This window comes from Flavobacterium sp. B167r, from assembly GCF_056824315.1.
This window is the reverse complement of sequence record NZ_CP124859.1, coordinates 3,347,620-3,363,141: the sequence shown is the minus strand read 5'-3', so window position 1 is coordinate 3,363,141 and position 15,522 is coordinate 3,347,620. Positions and strand designations below refer to the sequence as shown.

The window sequence follows — 15,522 nt, the reverse complement described above, 5'->3', positions numbered from 1 at the left end:
CACTATTTCTTAGTAAATCCTTTTCTAGTCATTTCGCCCCAGCCTTTAGTTCCCATAATTTTTTCTTTATAACCAACCAAAGCCGCATAAACGGTAAGCGGATGAAAGTAAAACGGTTCTATAAAAGCGGCCATCAAAAGTTTAAAAAAGTCTCTTTGTTTTGGATATTTATGATACGTTTTTTCTTCGCTATACAAAGCAATAACCGAAAATAAAACAGCAAACGAATATACAAAAAGCAACAACAAGAAGAAAAAATGCCAGTTTAATAATCCTAATACAATGAATACAACGGTTATTACAAGTCCGATAAACTCGATTGCAGGTGCCAAAAACTCAAATAATGTCCAATAGGGCACACTCAACATTCCTAATAATTTGTATTTCGGATTTAGAAACATTTTTTTGTGAATGCTTAAAGTTTCTATGGTTCCTCTCATCCATCGCGAACGCTGTTTTTTGAATATGTTGAATTCTTCTGGCGCTTCGGTCCAACAAAGCGGATCTGGAATATAACTCACCGAATAGGGCAATTTATTATCGAGCATATAACGGCGCATTCTCACAATCAGTTCCATATCTTCTCCAACTGTTTTGGTGCTATAACCGCCTGCAAGTATCGCAATTTCTTTATCAAAAGCGCCAAAAGCACCGCTAATAAGCAATAATCCGTCTAATTTTCCCCAAGCCATTCTTCCTAAAAGAAAGGCGCGTAAATATTCTAAAACCTGAATTCTCGGCAGCATAACATCTGGAATATGCACTTCGACCAAACGTCCGTTTTTTATCACGCATTGATTGGCAATTCGAACAACTCCACCAGTTGCAATAATACGTTTTCCGTATGCTTCCAAAAATGGCTTTGCAAGTTTAAGAAGCGAATCTTTATCCAAAATACAATCGACATCGATACAAACCACATACGGATTTTGCGCAATATTAAGTCCAACGTTTAATGCATCGGCTTTTCCTCCATTTTCTTTATCAACGACAATTAGTTTTTTGAAAGCCGCATTTTTTGAAGTGTAAATTCCTCTAATTTTTTTGGTTTCAATTTGCGGATGAAAATCTAAATCGGTCAAAACCAAATCGTACGTTTTGGTCAGGATTTCCATCGAATTGTCTTTACTTCCGTCATTTACCACAATAACCTGATAATTATTATAATTCAGCGAAAGCAGTGATTTTACATTTTCTTCGATAGTTAAACCTTCATTATAAGCAGGCGCAATAAGCGAAAGTTTTGGCGCAAAATCACTGGTTAACAGTACATCATAATTTACAAAACTGTTTCTTTTAAGATAACTTCTCAGTTCTTTTGTAGAAATATAGGCCAGCGCTAAATAAGACGACATGATTAGTATGGCGTAGCCCAATATTAGGAGTATGTACACATCCAAAAACCATGTTATTTCAGGATTAATAAAAGTCATTTCTTATACTATTATGCTGTTAATGTCTGCAAAATACTCTGCGCTTCATATTTTATAGTCGCATTTGTTGTCTGATTAGCCAATTGCGCCACATGAAGAACTTTTTGGGATAGTTTAAGTTCTTTTATAAGCTTTAAACCAAGTGTAATTACCGTTGTATTGTGCGATTCCAATAAATGTTCTATTCCTTCAGTATCGCCAACATTATGTTTTTTGAAAGCGCCAATAATATTAAGTTGCATCCAATCGTCAATCGGGTCAGAATGCTTTACTAAATAGCTGATACTCCGAGTTCCTTCAAGTTTGATAGCGGCATTTAAGGCAACAATTTTTAATGTTTTTTTTCTAGCTTTAGAACAGGCTATAATTGGAGCAAATGCTCCTTTAATATTAAACTCTGCAAGCTCTGTGATTCCTTTGCATTTTACTTCCCATTTCAAACTTTTAAGCTTTCTAAATGAAGATTTTATCAAACTAGAATCTTTATAAAACTGTTCTAATTTCTCTGCATAAACACCTTCATAGTTTTTATGCAGATTGATGAGAGAATCTGTCAAAACTTCTCTAAAAAAAGGCGTATCAAAAAGCACTTGAAAATTTTTATCTTCTTTAATTTTTGAATAAGGAACATTATCAAAAATAACATCCGACAGTATTTTATCTATCGTAACGCTGTATTCTTTTGTAAGACGTTCTTTTTTGATTTTACTGTTTCTGCTTGCTACAATTATAAGATACAGAATAAATGATGCTCCTACGAATAGGTATATAGAGAAAGTAAGAAAAGGCACTTCCCAACGACCTTCTTTATATAAATCCCAGATTTCTGTCATCTTAAAAACGTTTCGTTACAATTAGCTGTACATTAAATTTATTTCTGTATTCTCCTGGTATATATTCTTCATATTCGTAAAGAAAAATTGGGCGTACAAAAAACGAATCGCCAAAGCGATGCTGGTACTGAATTCCAACTCTATAAGCTTTTAGAGGTTGTGTAAAACTATTGTAGAGATACAAATATGGTACGTTTCCGTACTGCAATTCCAGTCTTACAAGACGTTCTTTTTCTTCGTTTACACGCTGAACGCTTAAAACGTGAGAAAACAATTCGTTAGAAATATCGTAATAAGGTCTGTACGCAAAACTGTAAATTCCAGCATTGTAAGCTACTTGACCTGTAAGTAATGTAATATCGTCTGTTTCAAAATGCATGAATCTTGCGCCAAGCGAAAAATCAAATTTTTTCTGCGGAGCAAAATAATATTCTAAACCTCCTTTGGCTACAGGAAATATAGTCTCTCCCGTAGAAACTCCAGCATTTGCGTACAAATAGCTTTTATTTGAAAAGGTCTGATAAAAATCGGTTTCAAATAACATTTGAGTATCACTGCCTATGTTTCCAACATTGGCTCTTCCGACAATTGCCGATTTGCTGAATTTATGCGAATACTCGACATATCCGTAATGAAATGGAGACTGTCCAGGATCTGAAGTTGAAATATTTAAATAAGAAGCTGAAACTGCATTTTTTGCTTTGCGTCCAATAAGCGTACGGATTCCTCTAAAAGCCTGAGTACTATTGTCAATATAAGCTGATTTTTCGATTAAATCCAATGCTTCTTGATCTCGATTCAGTTTTTCTAGACAAGTTGCTTTAATCCTTACTACATCAACAGATTTTGGATCAATTGCCAGATATTTATCGCAATATGAAATACATTTTTCATAATCTTCTTGCCAGAAATAAATGTTTACAAGCGCTTGCAAAGCTTCCAGATTCGGATTGTTTCTGTCTGCAATTGGAGACAAAATTTTTACAGCCGTTTTATAGTCTTTTTTCCAACTGTAAATACGTCCGGTATATGTTTGTATATCCTCATTTTCTGGATATTTGGCCCGCAAAGGTTCAATGAGCGATAATGCTTTATCGTAATTTTCTTTTTCGACCTCACGCTTAACGTTTGCCAAAGTCTCATCTATATTGATTTCTTGTCCAATTGCAACAGAAGAAATAAAAAGCAGAAAAATAGAATAATAGATAAACTTCATTAGATTCGGGTTTTTAGCAATTTATTGATCCTCACTAAAAGCACGGCTGGACTTACTGGCTTGGCAATGAATTCGTTTGCTCCAATGTCGAAAGAATCAAGCTCAGTTTGTTCAACTCCCGAAGAAGTTAGTATGATGACAGGAACGTCAGATTTAAGGTTTTCTCTAACGTGCTGCGTGATTTCCATTCCGCTAACACCTGGCATATTAATGTCGGTTAATATTAAATCATAGTTTTCTTTTTCGATTGCTTCTAGAGCCTCTTTTCCATCAGAAAACTGGTCAACATTAAATCCTTTTGACTCTAAGAAAAAAGATAACGATTTGCGTAGGATATCATTATCTTCAGCTACAATAATTCTCATTTTTTGTTTTTTTTAATCTGGAGATAACTTAATTTATAACGTCTTATACTGTAAAGCTATTGCATATTTATTTTAAATCATAACTCTTTTAAAATTTTAACGACTTCTTCAATTCCACAGCTAAAAATATTTATTTTATCTAAAGTTTCTGATGTAAACGAACCTTTTGAAGCTTCCTCTTCAATAATCGAAAGACAATTACTCAAATCCTGAAGCATAAAAATATCCATACTCGATTTCATATTATGCGCCAGTTTTTTTACATTTTCATAATCTTCCTTTTGAAAAGCTTCTTCTAACTGTTCCGTCTGATTTGGAATTTTATCAACAAAAAGATCAATCATATCCTTTTTAAACTCAAGATCACCGCAAGCCATTTCATCCAAAAAAGACATGTCTATAATTCTTCTATTCATTGCATCGCTGCCTGGTGTCATTACGGTTTTTATGGCTTTTAAAAGAACGGCTTGTTTAAAAGGCTTTGGCACATAAGCATTCATTCCGACCTTGTAGCAAAGCTCCTGCTCTCCTACTAAAGAATGTGCCGTCATGGCAATTATCGGAATATTAGACCTCATCTCATTTCTAATATATTCCGTCGTTTGGTAACCGTCTTTTACAGGCATCTGCAAGTCCATTAAAACCAAATCATATTCGTTTTGAGATAAAAGTTCAATACCTTCTTCACCGTTGTGCGCAATATCCAAATCGAAACCAAAATTATTAATTACGCTTTTTGCGAGCTTTTGGTTTAAAACATTGTCTTCGCAAAGCAAAATTTTAAGATTTCCTAACTCATTTTTAGAAATTGTTTTTACTGCAACTTCTTCAGAATTAGTTTTTTTATACGAAAGAATAAAGAAAAACTCAGAACCACGGTTTAAAGTGCTTTTTACATGAATTTCTCCTTTTTGCAATTCGACTAATTGTTTTACAATATTAAGTCCAAGGCCAGTACCTCCAAATGTTCGCGTTGTACTTTCTTCACCTTGTGTAAATCGCTCAAAAATGGTTTCCAATTTATCTTTCGGAATTCCAATTCCAGTGTCTTTTACAGAAAATTTAAGCGTATAATTTTCCTCTGTTTCTTCTATTTTCTTTACAGAAACTGTTACTTCTCCTTCGCTTGTAAATTTTAGCGAATTCCCAACAAGGTTTACCAAGATCTGATTAAGCCTTCCTTGATCTCCAATCACCATCTCTGGCATTTCAGCATCAAGAAAAAGATCAAATTCGACATCTTTCTGCACTTTTACTTTCAATAAATTGTAAACGTGTTTAAGTGCCTTTTTTAAATTAAATGCTTCAGATTCGATTGCCAAATTTCCCGATTCTATTTTAGAAAGATCCAGAATATCATTTACAATCAAAAGTAAATTTTCGCCTGCAATCTGAACACTTCCAATATAATCTCGCTGTGTATCATCCAGTTCGGTCTGCGCAAGCAAATCTGTAAAACCAATAATCGCATTTAAAGGCGTCCTGATTTCGTGGCTCATATTGGCCAAAAAACTGTCTCTTGCCAAAACTGCACGCTCAGCAATTTTTCTCTGTGCATACAGCTGTTTATTTTTTGTACTTAATTCCAACTGCGCAATAACGTGTTTGGCGACGATAGAAAGTGCATTACGCTGATTTTCATTCAGTTCTTTAACAACATGGTCAATCGCGCAAAGCGTTCCAATATTATAGCCATCTGGTGTTGTAAGTGGCACTCCTGCATAGAATCTTACATTAAAACCCCCAGTAACATTTGGGTCTTCTTTAAAACGGTCATTTAAATGCGTATCATTTATTTCGACCATTTTAGAATCCAAAATAGTATACTGGCAAAAACTAATTTCACGAGGCACTTCAGAAACACCTATTCCGATCTCAGATTTAAACCATTGCCTATTTTCATCAATAAAAGAAATGTGGGCAATTGGCACGCCGCAGATATAAGCGACAAGTTTTGTAGCATCGTCAAAGGCATGATCTGGAAGCGTATCGAGTATATTATAACGTTTTAGAGCTGCTAAACGCTGTAATTCGTTTTCTGGAATAGGGAAATCTATATTCATTTTGGCGTGGTATGTGTATAAAGATAAGGCAAAATTAATCTAAAAAACCGTTGAATCCCTAATATACGCTCTACTTTAATTCTATAAATACTAGGAATTAGGAGTTATAAATTATAAGTTGGAATACATTTATAATCTTCGAAATTCACAATTCATAACTTATAATTTTTACAATTCAAGAATTCTGTTAAGCTCCAGCATCGTATTTCCTGACGGAAGCACTTTTGGAGCTTTTATTAATTTTTCGGCTAAAAACGCAGTGGTGATTGGTTTTAGATTTTTGAAAATTCCGATAGCATTCAAGAATTTGATCACTTTTATTGAAATTTTTTCGCCGAAACGATCTGTATTTTCTCTAATAAGCGGTCCGGGTCTGAAAATAATATATTGCGGAAAGTTAAGTTCTTGAAGATGGTCTTCTAACTTTCCTTTCATCATAGAATAAAAGACATTGCTTTTCGCGGAAGCGCCGTAAGAAGAAACCAAAATCAAAGAATTTACATTGTTTTGTTTCGCAGCAGCGGCAAAATCAGCTGGAATATCATAATCGATTTTCCATTGTTTTTCTTTTGAACCTGCATCTTTTAAAGTTGTTCCCAAACATGAAAAAAGAACATCTCCAGTTATTAATTCTTGAAACGAATTTACATCTGAAAAATCAACAACGTGTTCTGTCAATTTAGAATGTGATTTTCCTATTGAACGTCTTACAAAGATTGAAACTTCTGAATAATCATTACTTTCTAAAAGCAGCTTAACCAGTTCTTTTCCTGTTGCGCCTGTTGCTCCAATTACCAATGCTTTCATAATAAAGAATTTTAAAAGTAAATATACTCATCTTTTTAATTGAAAAAACCTCTTTACAATTAAGCAAAGAGGTTTTCTCTAAATATTTTAAATCTTATTTTTTGATGAATTTGTGAGTATAATTGGCTTTATCAGTTACAATATTAATTACATAAAAACCTTTAGCAAAATTACTTACATCAATTTGACTGTTATTCAATCTAGTATTGATCGTTCTTCCTGTTACATCATAAACAACAACATCTACAATTTCATCTTCTGTGCTGATATTCAAATAATCTGCAACTGGATTTGGATAAATAGACAATTGCACTTTGGTGAATTCATCTCTTCCTAAAGTCGATGTATCAACCAAAATTGACTTCTCAACCACTTTTCCATTAGAATTAAAACTAATTACAACGGTTGCTGTTCCGCCATTTTTTGGGGTTAAAATTAATTCTTCATTAGTATTAATTTCTGCCGAGACAATGTTTTCATCGCTATTTGATTTGATCGTTTTTACAATCGCTGCCGAAATATTATCTTCATCAGAAACCACCGTTTTCAAATCAATAATTGTCGGACTTCCTGTTGAAACTTGTGATGGCAAAATCGAGTTTACAGTTGGTGCCACATTATCTGGAAATACTGCCATGGCAGGAAACCAATAATAATCGTTTAGAACTTTTGTATCAATCAGTTTTCCTGTATTGTCGTAAGTATGAATCCAGTTTTTCTGGTAATGAGCTCCAAATCCGCTTTCTGTTGTGTTTACAATTAAATTGTCCGAAACTGGATCAATGCGCAATCCCGCACCGTATATAATCTGCTTGTATGTTCCCGTTTGTCCAGGCAGCGTAGCGAAATTTTCATTGAATGTTTTTGTAGCAATGTCAAACTTTACAATTTGAATTCCGCCAACAAAACTGCTTACATTATTATTCCAATACAAAGCATTTTCCTTGTTGCTGTACGTAAAACTTCCCGCATTCCAAGCTCCCCAAGAACCTAAATATTTTGTTGTCGGAATCGCATATTCGGTTGTTACAAAAGTCAACGCATCAATTTTTATCAATTTCTGATTCTGAATTCCCCAAACGCTTCCGTCTTTCGCTTGTGTAACCGAATGGAATGCTCCAGCGATAGTTTTAACCACCGTATTTGTTTTAGGATCAATCACCAAAATTCCTGCACTTTGTTTCACAGCAAAAACATATTGCGATGTACGAATCATATTTCCTATTTGTCCCACGTACTGACTTCCTCCGCCCGTTCCTGCTATCAAACTTCCAACTTTCATATTGGCAATATCAAAAAGAAAAATACCATTTGAAGCCCCTATATAACCTGTTTTTTCATCAACACCAACAAAAGAACGGCCATCTCCTCCTCCAATATTATCAAATGCTGCAATTTTTTTCATCGTTAAAGCATCGGCAACAACCAATCTTCCGCCAGGCGTGTATTGCGTATCTCCACCATCTTTTGCCTGTTTGGAAACGAAATAAAACTTATCTCCATAAATAGTTCCGTATTGCGTAGTCGCTCCGAAACTATTGTTATTGTTGGCTTCACTGTAAACGCGATAATTAATATTTCCGTTATTTTCAACAAAATTTACAGATCCGTTAACGTGCCCAAACCAATCTTCGTTTACCATAAAATAACCTTTGGTAAAATCTATCACTTTAGAATAAGGAGCAACTGGATTAAAAGTTGTGGCAATATCAATCGCCTCAAATTCTGGATTAAAATTCCAAACGTCCCAAGAGCCATTTTGCAATTCGCGAGTAGAAGCTCCTACTCCGGAAAAATTGTAATCGCTATCTGTTGGATCTTTAACCCAATACGACCAAAACCCTGTATACCAAGCCGATGACCAATGATCATTGGTATCGATGGCTGTATACGAATCAAAATCATACGTTGAAGTATTAACGATACCATCAAAAGGATAATAAGGATAGGTTGTATTTGCATCTTTATAAAGTCCGTTTGTGCCAGTTCCGTTCAAATCGTAACCAAATCCGCCAATTGCAGATCCGAATTGCGTTCCTTGATAAAGCAACGTGAAGAAACGCGGATCAGCCTTTGCAATAGCTTTAATCATATCTTCTCCAGTTGCAGTTCCATCCCATTTAAAACCCCAAACCAAAGCGTCAGAAGTTTTTCCGTCATTCCATTGCACTACAAATGCAGCCTGATTTGACCCCGATCCTACCCAAAATTGAATATCTGCAAAAGTGGTTGTATTGGTGCTTTTTGCCGTTACTTGTTTTTGCGTTGCTGTTTTTGATTTAACATCATTTCTAGGAACGCCTTGAATTGTTATTTGCGCATTGGTTAGAAATGCGAAAAATAACATGATTACTATAAAGTAGTTCTTCTTCATAATTTATTGGTTTTAAAATGTTCTGTTAATCTGTTGTTTTTATATTCAACACATAGAAAAATAGATCATTAGACTTAGCAAAGGCGTTTTCTTAAAATCTATGTTTCTATGTGTTTAAAAATTAATTAAGATGCAAATCGTAAGCGCCTGAAACTTCCGTAGAAACTTCTCCAAGCCAGCCCGCTTCCTGATTAATTGATGTGTAAACTTTTACAAAATCAATTCCGGGAAGTTTTACGTATTTTCCGTTTTTATCCACTGCCCAAGAAATATCAATATTCGAAGCTTCATCGTTATTTGGAGCGTTATCGGCATAACCAAATTCAAACGATTTTCCTACCCAATACGAACCTTCGCCGCTTTGATCGTAGAAATTATTGGCTATTTTGGTTCCTTTTAAAGTATAAGAAGCATCGGCAATCCAAAGTGGATAATAATTCTGGTCATGAAATACATTTTGAACTTTATAACCCGATTGTCCTGCATTATCCTGCCATTTGATGTATTCGGTATTAACTTGCCAAAATTCAGCTCCAACAATTGGCGTTTTGTTGGCATCTGATTTAAAATAAGTTATTTCGTAATTCTTTATTGTAGTGCTTTTAAAGTATTCGCTTCCAGCAATTTCATACCATTCGTCATCATCTGGTTTTCCGTTTTTATTTTTGTCGTAAGCCACCATAATAATTCCGGGTTCGCAAGATCCAGAACGCGCTTCGTTGGCTTCACTTCCCCAAAAAGCATTTCCTAAAATCTTAAAATCACGGCCATCCATATTCGGAATCGTATGATCAAAACCAAGAACTACGTAACCACCAAAACCGCCAAGCGAAATCATAGAAGTATTCGAACCCACAATTGCTTTTTTCGCTGCTGCAATAATGTTAGCTTCCGTATTTCCTGTTACATATTGCGGAATTTCATTTGTAAACTGACCAACTGCTGGACGAAAATCAAGTACATTAGAAATATATTTACTGTACGCTTTGGTCTCTTTTAGTACATTTATTGAGGAAGAATAAATTTTTATTTCGCCATTCAATTCTACTTTTAAAGTCAGAGGATAATTTTTCTGAAACGGACTAATGAAATCCAAATCAGCATTTTCTGAAATAATGGAGTCTTTTACGCTCCAAGTCAGTTTTGCTGTGCTTGGAAGTTCTGTTGTAATATTCAGCACTTTAAAACGATCAATGGTGTACGAATCTTTTAGAACTTCTGTGGGAAGCATTTCTTTTTCTTCTTCATTATCTTTATCACAAGCCATAAATCCCAAAAAGAGAATCGAAAACAAAGCGATTTTACAAAGGTTTTTATTCATTTTACAATATTTATTTTTTAGTTATAAAAGCAATATGAGCGGGAATATTCCCTGCGGTTGTTTTCCATTTTAATTTTCCTTCGGGCGTAAAACAGTAGATATAACCCGTTACAACATAGTTTTGAGCGTCGGTAATGTAGATTTCTTTGGTTTCGGGATTGACTTGAAGTCCGTAAGGAATCATAATTTGCTTATCAGTTCCATCCGTAATAATTTTGTCTGTAATTACTTTTTTAGTTTTGGTGTCTAAAATTCCGTAACTCACTTTATTGCCTCCTGTTAAATAGCTCCAAGAAACGCTGTAGTAATACAATAAATCATCAACTAAACAAGTTCCAGAAACAGGAATATCGAGTTGCATTTTCTTTTCATCTGTCTGCGTATCAATCACAAAAAGATTAGAAGGCGTGTTGTAGTAATCGCCTCGTGAACTCACATAAATATCGCCACGGCTGTCAATTTGCATGCTGTACAAATTAATTCCAACGTCGATTTTCTTAATTTCTGTAAACGTTTCCAAATCAATTACAGAAACTGTTCTATCATAATTTGGAACTCTGTAACCTCCAGAATTAGCTACATACAATTTTCCGTTATGAATCACCATTTGTTCAGGCTGATAGCCGACGGTTACTTTTCTTTTTATTTCTAATGAAGTCGTATCAATCTCAGCAACAAAACCAATTTCAGCATTCGGATTTATCGCGACAGGGCCAGAATACGAACTCACATAAGCTTTATCTTTGTAAAATGTCACATATCGACAATTCGGAATGTCTATTTTTTTGATGCGTTTTGCAGTCCATTTTTCTAAAACTTCCACTTTGTTGGAAACATTTATTACGGCATAAACTTTATTGCCATAGATTTGAATGTCGTTTCCAACATCTCCCAATTCTTTTACAACCGAAGGATTTCTTTCCGAATAAACATCGGTAGTATAATTTCCTGTTCTGTAATTAAAGACATCCAAACTCGCTCGGTTCATACCCATATTTCCTTCGTTCAGAAGATAAAAACCTTCAATGTTGCCATCGCTTCTTGGCGCCGCAACACTTACATCCGAAGAAAGAAAAATCGTTTCGTCTTCACGGCAAGAAACCAAAGAAACGGCAATGCTTAAACCGAATATTATTTTAAAAAAACGCTTTTTCATAACTCAAAACTGATTATAAATTTGAATGTTCTTCCCGGCATCGGATAATTGTAAATCACTTCATATTGCTGATTGAAAGCATTATTGACTTCAATCGCTCCGTTTAATTTGTAATTTTCGAATGTGAAAGATTTCTGAACCGCCAAATCGTGCGTGTACCAAGGCTGAACTTCATTCACTTTAATATTATTGACATTTCCGTTGTAGCGTTTTCCGACATAAATAAAGCTGTAATTGAAGTTCCAAGATTCATAACCCGCGTTCAAAATTCCAGATCCGCTGTGCCAAGGCGTGTAAGGAATCTGATCTCCGTAAGATGACATTTCTAAACCCATGACTTTAGTAAAATCTTGACTTTGAGAATAGGTATAAGTCAAGTTTGCGGTTAGATTTACTTTATCGATATGAGTAGCCATATTCAGAACCGTTTCGATTCCTTTTCCTTTAACTTCACCAATATTCGTCATCATCCAACGGAATAAATTTCCTGTTGGCGCCGCAATAATTTTATCTTTTGTATTGGTGTAATAAGCATCTGCTTGAAAAGAAAATTTATCAAAAAAGCTTTCCTTTACAGGGAAATTATACGTAAAACCAACATCGTACTGATTCATATATTCTGGTCTCAAAGTGCTCGAACCGACCATGGTATAATACAAATCGTTGAAAGTTGGCATTCTGAAAATTCGCTTGGCGAAAGCTCTTAAATTGAAATCGTATTGCTTAAATGGCGTATAACCTAGAAATATAGCGGGAGTAAATTCGGTTTTGTTGGGCGCTTTGGCATTGTACTTTACCTCTTCGATAACGCGCGTTGCAAGTACATTTCCTAAAACTTTAAAACCTTCATATCGATAAGAAGTCGCAAGAGAAACCAGTGCAGTATAACGCTGTGGGAAAGAAAATTGCGTCTGAATTCCTCTTCTGGTCGCATTTAATTTATTGTATTGAAAATCGGTTGACAGCGAAACATCCCAAGTTGGTAAAATACTGTACATATTAACTGCGGAGAAATACGTTTCTTGCTGATAATAACTATCATCAGATTGTGCTCCTTCAGTTACGATTTCGCCTAAAACATTCGTAGTGTCTCGAGCAATATAATGTGTATAATCGTAAGCGAATTTTCCTTTTAATTGAAATTTATATTTTTCGGAAACGTCTTTTATTAAGGAAGCCTGAGAGAAAAAATTCTTGTCGAATTGACGGAAACCATCTCGAAACTTATTTTCTACAATTGCTCCTGGAGCGCCTCTTTCAGAATCGTAATAATACACTTTGGCATCCCAAGTTCCTTTATTTACTTTTCCGAAGAGTCCCGATTCAAATCGAAAAGCTTCAATATCACTGTTCCATCGTGTTGCTGTTGTGTCGTAGGCAATGCTTCCATCTTGATTTTTTCTTTTATATCTAAATTTATACTGTCCGTTAGATTTGATGTATTCAGAACTCACACTCATACTGACTTTATCGTTCAGTTTTTGTTCCCATCTAAAAGAAGGATCGTGATAATCGATAGACATTGTTTTGTAACGAACTAGAAGATTTGTTTTCTTATTGCCTGAAAAAACAGGGCGTTTGGTTCTTAAATAAATCGTAGAAGCAGAAGCAAAATCTTTAGCAGATTGAAAAATTTCACTTTTCTGACCGTTGTACATCGTCAAAGATTCCATGTCGTCAAGCGAATATTTTCCTAAATCGGTTACGCCATTTTGAGCATTTCCAAGCTGAATTCCGTCATAAAAAACACCAACATGATGCGTTCCCATATTACGAACATCAACGGTTTTGAGTCCGCCGACACCGCCATAATCTTTAATTTGAGTTCCGGCAAAATAGCGAAGTGCATCTGCAACATTGTGAGACGCCAAATTTTCGAGCAGAACGCCCGAAAGACTTTGTACAGGAATCACTTCCTGATAAGGTTTTCCTTTTAAAATAACTTCTTTTAAAACCCGCGAACTATCAGTTACCGCTTGAGAATGAAGCAAAAAAGGAACAAGTACTAAAAAAACAGAAAGTAACGTTTTCTTCAAATTATACATCACGATTTAATTAAATAAACTTTGCGTGATGCCGTAATTGCAAAAACATAGAAATAGGCCAACTATCCTAAATAGCAGGTCATTATCTTGTCATCAACTTCATACCACGAAAGTTTTAAACTATGTGATCGTGGCAGGTCTCCTGACTTGTTCCATCTTTAAACGGCCTTCTCATCCGAAACTACGAACAATGGCATTAGTAATGTTTAAAGACTTATATAGAACTTACAGTAGCGGGTCTGTTCAGGATTTACACCTGATTCCCTTTTAACTGCTTTTTCAAAAATGAAAAAACAGACCAAAATCAGGCGCAAATATATAATATCTTTTATAAAACTATAAATTCAGAAGATTTTTAAGCCTAAAACTTCTTGTTTCTTCTATAATTGACAGCGTTGAAGGTGTAGGAAACCATTAAGTAACTCCAAAATGACAGTTTATTTACGTCTTGTACTTTAGGAAGATTCTGCATTGATTCTGTCGATTTATAAAATGAAAATGCTCCGTTAACTTCCAATGCTTTAATAGGCGTATATTTTATAGAAAAATCATTTTCAAATCCTAAAAATTGCGACATATCCTGATTTAAATTATTCTGTAAGGCATATTGGGTGTAAAAAAGATGAAAATCTGAGCGAAAAGCGAATTTAGAATTTAGCGGAAACAAAGCAAATAAATAAGGATTTATGAGTCCTTTTCCTCCTACATCAGAAGGAAAACGGGTAAAAACATTCATATTGCCATTAAATTTCCAAGTAACACCATATAGAACATCAAAATCTTCTGAATTTTCCGTTTTCGATAGATTACTTGTTCCGCTAATGATTTCAGCACCTAAACGAAAAGTTGATTTTTGTAATGATAATTTAACTTCTGGCTGAAAATAATAAGCTGTTAAATGCTGTCCTTTTTGATTTTGTCCAAACTGAAAATAACTATTTAAAGTATAATACCAATGTTTCTTTTTGAATTCAATTCTTCCTCCAATGGTTGCACGGGTATAAACCGTTTCTGAATTTGCTTTTTCTAAAAAATCAACCGTATTTGTCGAGTTGAAAGAAAAGTTTGGACTCCTATTATAACTAAAATTATACACTGCCATATACTTATATTTATTGGAAGCGACAGGCGAATAAGCAGATTCAAAACTAGTATTGTATTTTCTGGTAAAAAGAAAAAAAAGATCGTTTGAAAAATGTGAACTATATTTCATTATTCGAATTCCTTCGTGTGCCCTTCCCTGCTGAGCCCAAGGCGCATCAGAAAATAATCGCCCATTATCCAGCAGTATACTTTGTCTTCCTAACCGAAAGTTTATTGACTTAAATTTTGTTTCTAAAAACAGTTGATAAAAATTGATGCTTCCAACTTTAGAATTAGAATTTTGTTCATCCCAAAGGTGTATCTCCTGAAGATCCGATTTTACAAACCATTTTTGGCGGCCATAAAGCATGGAGATTCTATTTCTTTGAGTAATATAAAAATAGGGCTCAATAGAATCGTTAGGAGGAAGTATATAATTTGATGTGTATTCTGCCCTAGGGCGTATTTCGACATTCATTACAAACTGCTGCGACAAACTATCTTTTACCTGTGCATGTAAACCATGACCGATTAATAGAAAGAACAAAAAGAAAAATATTTTAAGTATATTTTTAATTTTCATATATAAATCCCATAGAGTTACTGTACAAATATAATATTCTCAGGTTTACTTATCATCACATAAATTTTTTCTTTGTGATATTAAGCCGAACTCTCGCTGAAAAACAGACTTTCTTTCCATTCAAAAATGCACTATCTTTATGAAATAAGAAATATTTTTTAAAAAAAATAACGCCTTTTAAGACAATAATTAGTTTGATAAAATGTTTATATATAAAAGATTGATGCATCTAATCTTTATATC

Annotated in this window: 11 protein-coding genes and 1 riboswitch; all 11 genes read right to left on the bottom strand. The window is 34.4% G+C overall.

All coding sequences use genetic code 11. The annotated features are described in order from the left end of the window. Positions 1-2 precede the first annotated feature (2 nt). Positions 3-1,433, bottom strand: a complete 1,431-nt coding sequence (locus tag QLQ96_RS15075) for a glycosyltransferase family 2 protein (protein WP_482491429.1) — start codon at positions 1,431-1,433, stop codon at positions 3-5. A gap of 11 nt (positions 1,434-1,444) precedes the next feature. Further along, entirely contained in the window at positions 1,445-2,266 is an 822-nt protein-coding gene (locus QLQ96_RS15070) for a hypothetical protein (RefSeq protein WP_482491428.1), read from the bottom strand. Position 2,267: 1 nt separating this feature from the next. Beyond that, entirely contained in the window at positions 2,268-3,482 is a 1,215-nt protein-coding gene (locus QLQ96_RS15065; protein WP_482491427.1) for a tetratricopeptide repeat protein, read from the bottom strand. Beyond that, positions 3,482-3,847, bottom strand: coding sequence for a response regulator transcription factor (locus QLQ96_RS15060; protein WP_482491426.1), 366 nt, complete (start codon positions 3,845-3,847; stop codon positions 3,482-3,484). Before QLQ96_RS15060 ends, QLQ96_RS15065 begins: the two co-directional genes overlap by 1 nt. A gap of 77 nt (positions 3,848-3,924) precedes the next feature. After that, positions 3,925-5,910 carry a GAF domain-containing hybrid sensor histidine kinase/response regulator gene (locus QLQ96_RS15055; protein ID WP_482491425.1) on the bottom strand — a complete coding sequence of 662 codons (1,986 nt, stop codon included), beginning with the start codon at positions 5,908-5,910 and terminating at the stop codon, positions 3,925-3,927. Positions 5,911-6,078: 168 nt separating this feature from the next. Continuing rightward, positions 6,079-6,717: an NAD(P)H-binding protein gene (locus tag QLQ96_RS15050; protein ID WP_482491424.1), complete on the bottom strand. Its 639-nt coding sequence runs from the start codon at positions 6,715-6,717 to the stop codon at positions 6,079-6,081. A 94-nt stretch (positions 6,718-6,811) separates the two neighbouring features. Continuing rightward, positions 6,812-9,091: a T9SS type A sorting domain-containing protein gene (locus tag QLQ96_RS15045; protein ID WP_482491423.1), complete on the bottom strand. Its 2,280-nt coding sequence runs from the start codon at positions 9,089-9,091 to the stop codon at positions 6,812-6,814. A 121-nt stretch (positions 9,092-9,212) separates the two neighbouring features. Then, on the bottom strand, positions 9,213-10,412 hold the full coding sequence (locus QLQ96_RS15040) for a cell surface protein (RefSeq protein WP_482491422.1): 1,200 nt from the start codon (positions 10,410-10,412) through the stop codon (positions 9,213-9,215). Between the two features lie 10 nt (positions 10,413-10,422). After that, complete coding sequence (locus QLQ96_RS15035; RefSeq protein ID WP_482491421.1) at positions 10,423-11,568, bottom strand: YncE family protein; 1,146 nt, start codon at positions 11,566-11,568, stop codon at positions 10,423-10,425. After that, positions 11,565-13,613: a TonB-dependent receptor gene (locus QLQ96_RS15030; protein ID WP_482491420.1), complete on the bottom strand. Its 2,049-nt coding sequence runs from the start codon at positions 13,611-13,613 to the stop codon at positions 11,565-11,567. Before QLQ96_RS15030 ends, QLQ96_RS15035 begins: the two co-directional genes overlap by 4 nt. A gap of 115 nt (positions 13,614-13,728) precedes the next feature. Continuing rightward, a riboswitch (cobalamin riboswitch) is annotated at positions 13,729-13,931 on the bottom strand. A 43-nt stretch (positions 13,932-13,974) separates the two neighbouring features. Further along, positions 13,975-15,243 (bottom strand): alginate export family protein, encoded by a 1,269-nt coding sequence (locus QLQ96_RS15025; RefSeq protein WP_482491419.1) that lies wholly within the window; start codon positions 15,241-15,243, stop codon positions 13,975-13,977. Positions 15,244-15,522 lie beyond the last annotated feature (279 nt).

Coding starts and splice junctions, on each gene's coding strand:
- QLQ96_RS15040 (WP_482491422.1), bottom strand. CDS start 10,412: ATGAATAAAAACCTTTGTAAAATCGCTTTGTTTTCGATTCTCTTTTTG.
- QLQ96_RS15075 (WP_482491429.1), bottom strand. CDS start 1,433: ATGACTTTTATTAATCCTGAAATAACATGGTTTTTGGATGTGTACATA.
- QLQ96_RS15045 (WP_482491423.1), bottom strand. CDS start 9,091: ATGAAGAAGAACTACTTTATAGTAATCATGTTATTTTTCGCATTTCTA.
- QLQ96_RS15065 (WP_482491427.1), bottom strand. CDS start 3,482: ATGAAGTTTATCTATTATTCTATTTTTCTGCTTTTTATTTCTTCTGTT.
- QLQ96_RS15070 (WP_482491428.1), bottom strand. CDS start 2,266: ATGACAGAAATCTGGGATTTATATAAAGAAGGTCGTTGGGAAGTGCCT.
- QLQ96_RS15030 (WP_482491420.1), bottom strand. CDS start 13,613: ATGTATAATTTGAAGAAAACGTTACTTTCTGTTTTTTTAGTACTTGTT.
- QLQ96_RS15055 (WP_482491425.1), bottom strand. CDS start 5,910: ATGAATATAGATTTCCCTATTCCAGAAAACGAATTACAGCGTTTAGCA.
- QLQ96_RS15050 (WP_482491424.1), bottom strand. CDS start 6,717: ATGAAAGCATTGGTAATTGGAGCAACAGGCGCAACAGGAAAAGAACTG.
- QLQ96_RS15035 (WP_482491421.1), bottom strand. CDS start 11,568: ATGAAAAAGCGTTTTTTTAAAATAATATTCGGTTTAAGCATTGCCGTT.
- QLQ96_RS15060 (WP_482491426.1), bottom strand. CDS start 3,847: ATGAGAATTATTGTAGCTGAAGATAATGATATCCTACGCAAATCGTTA.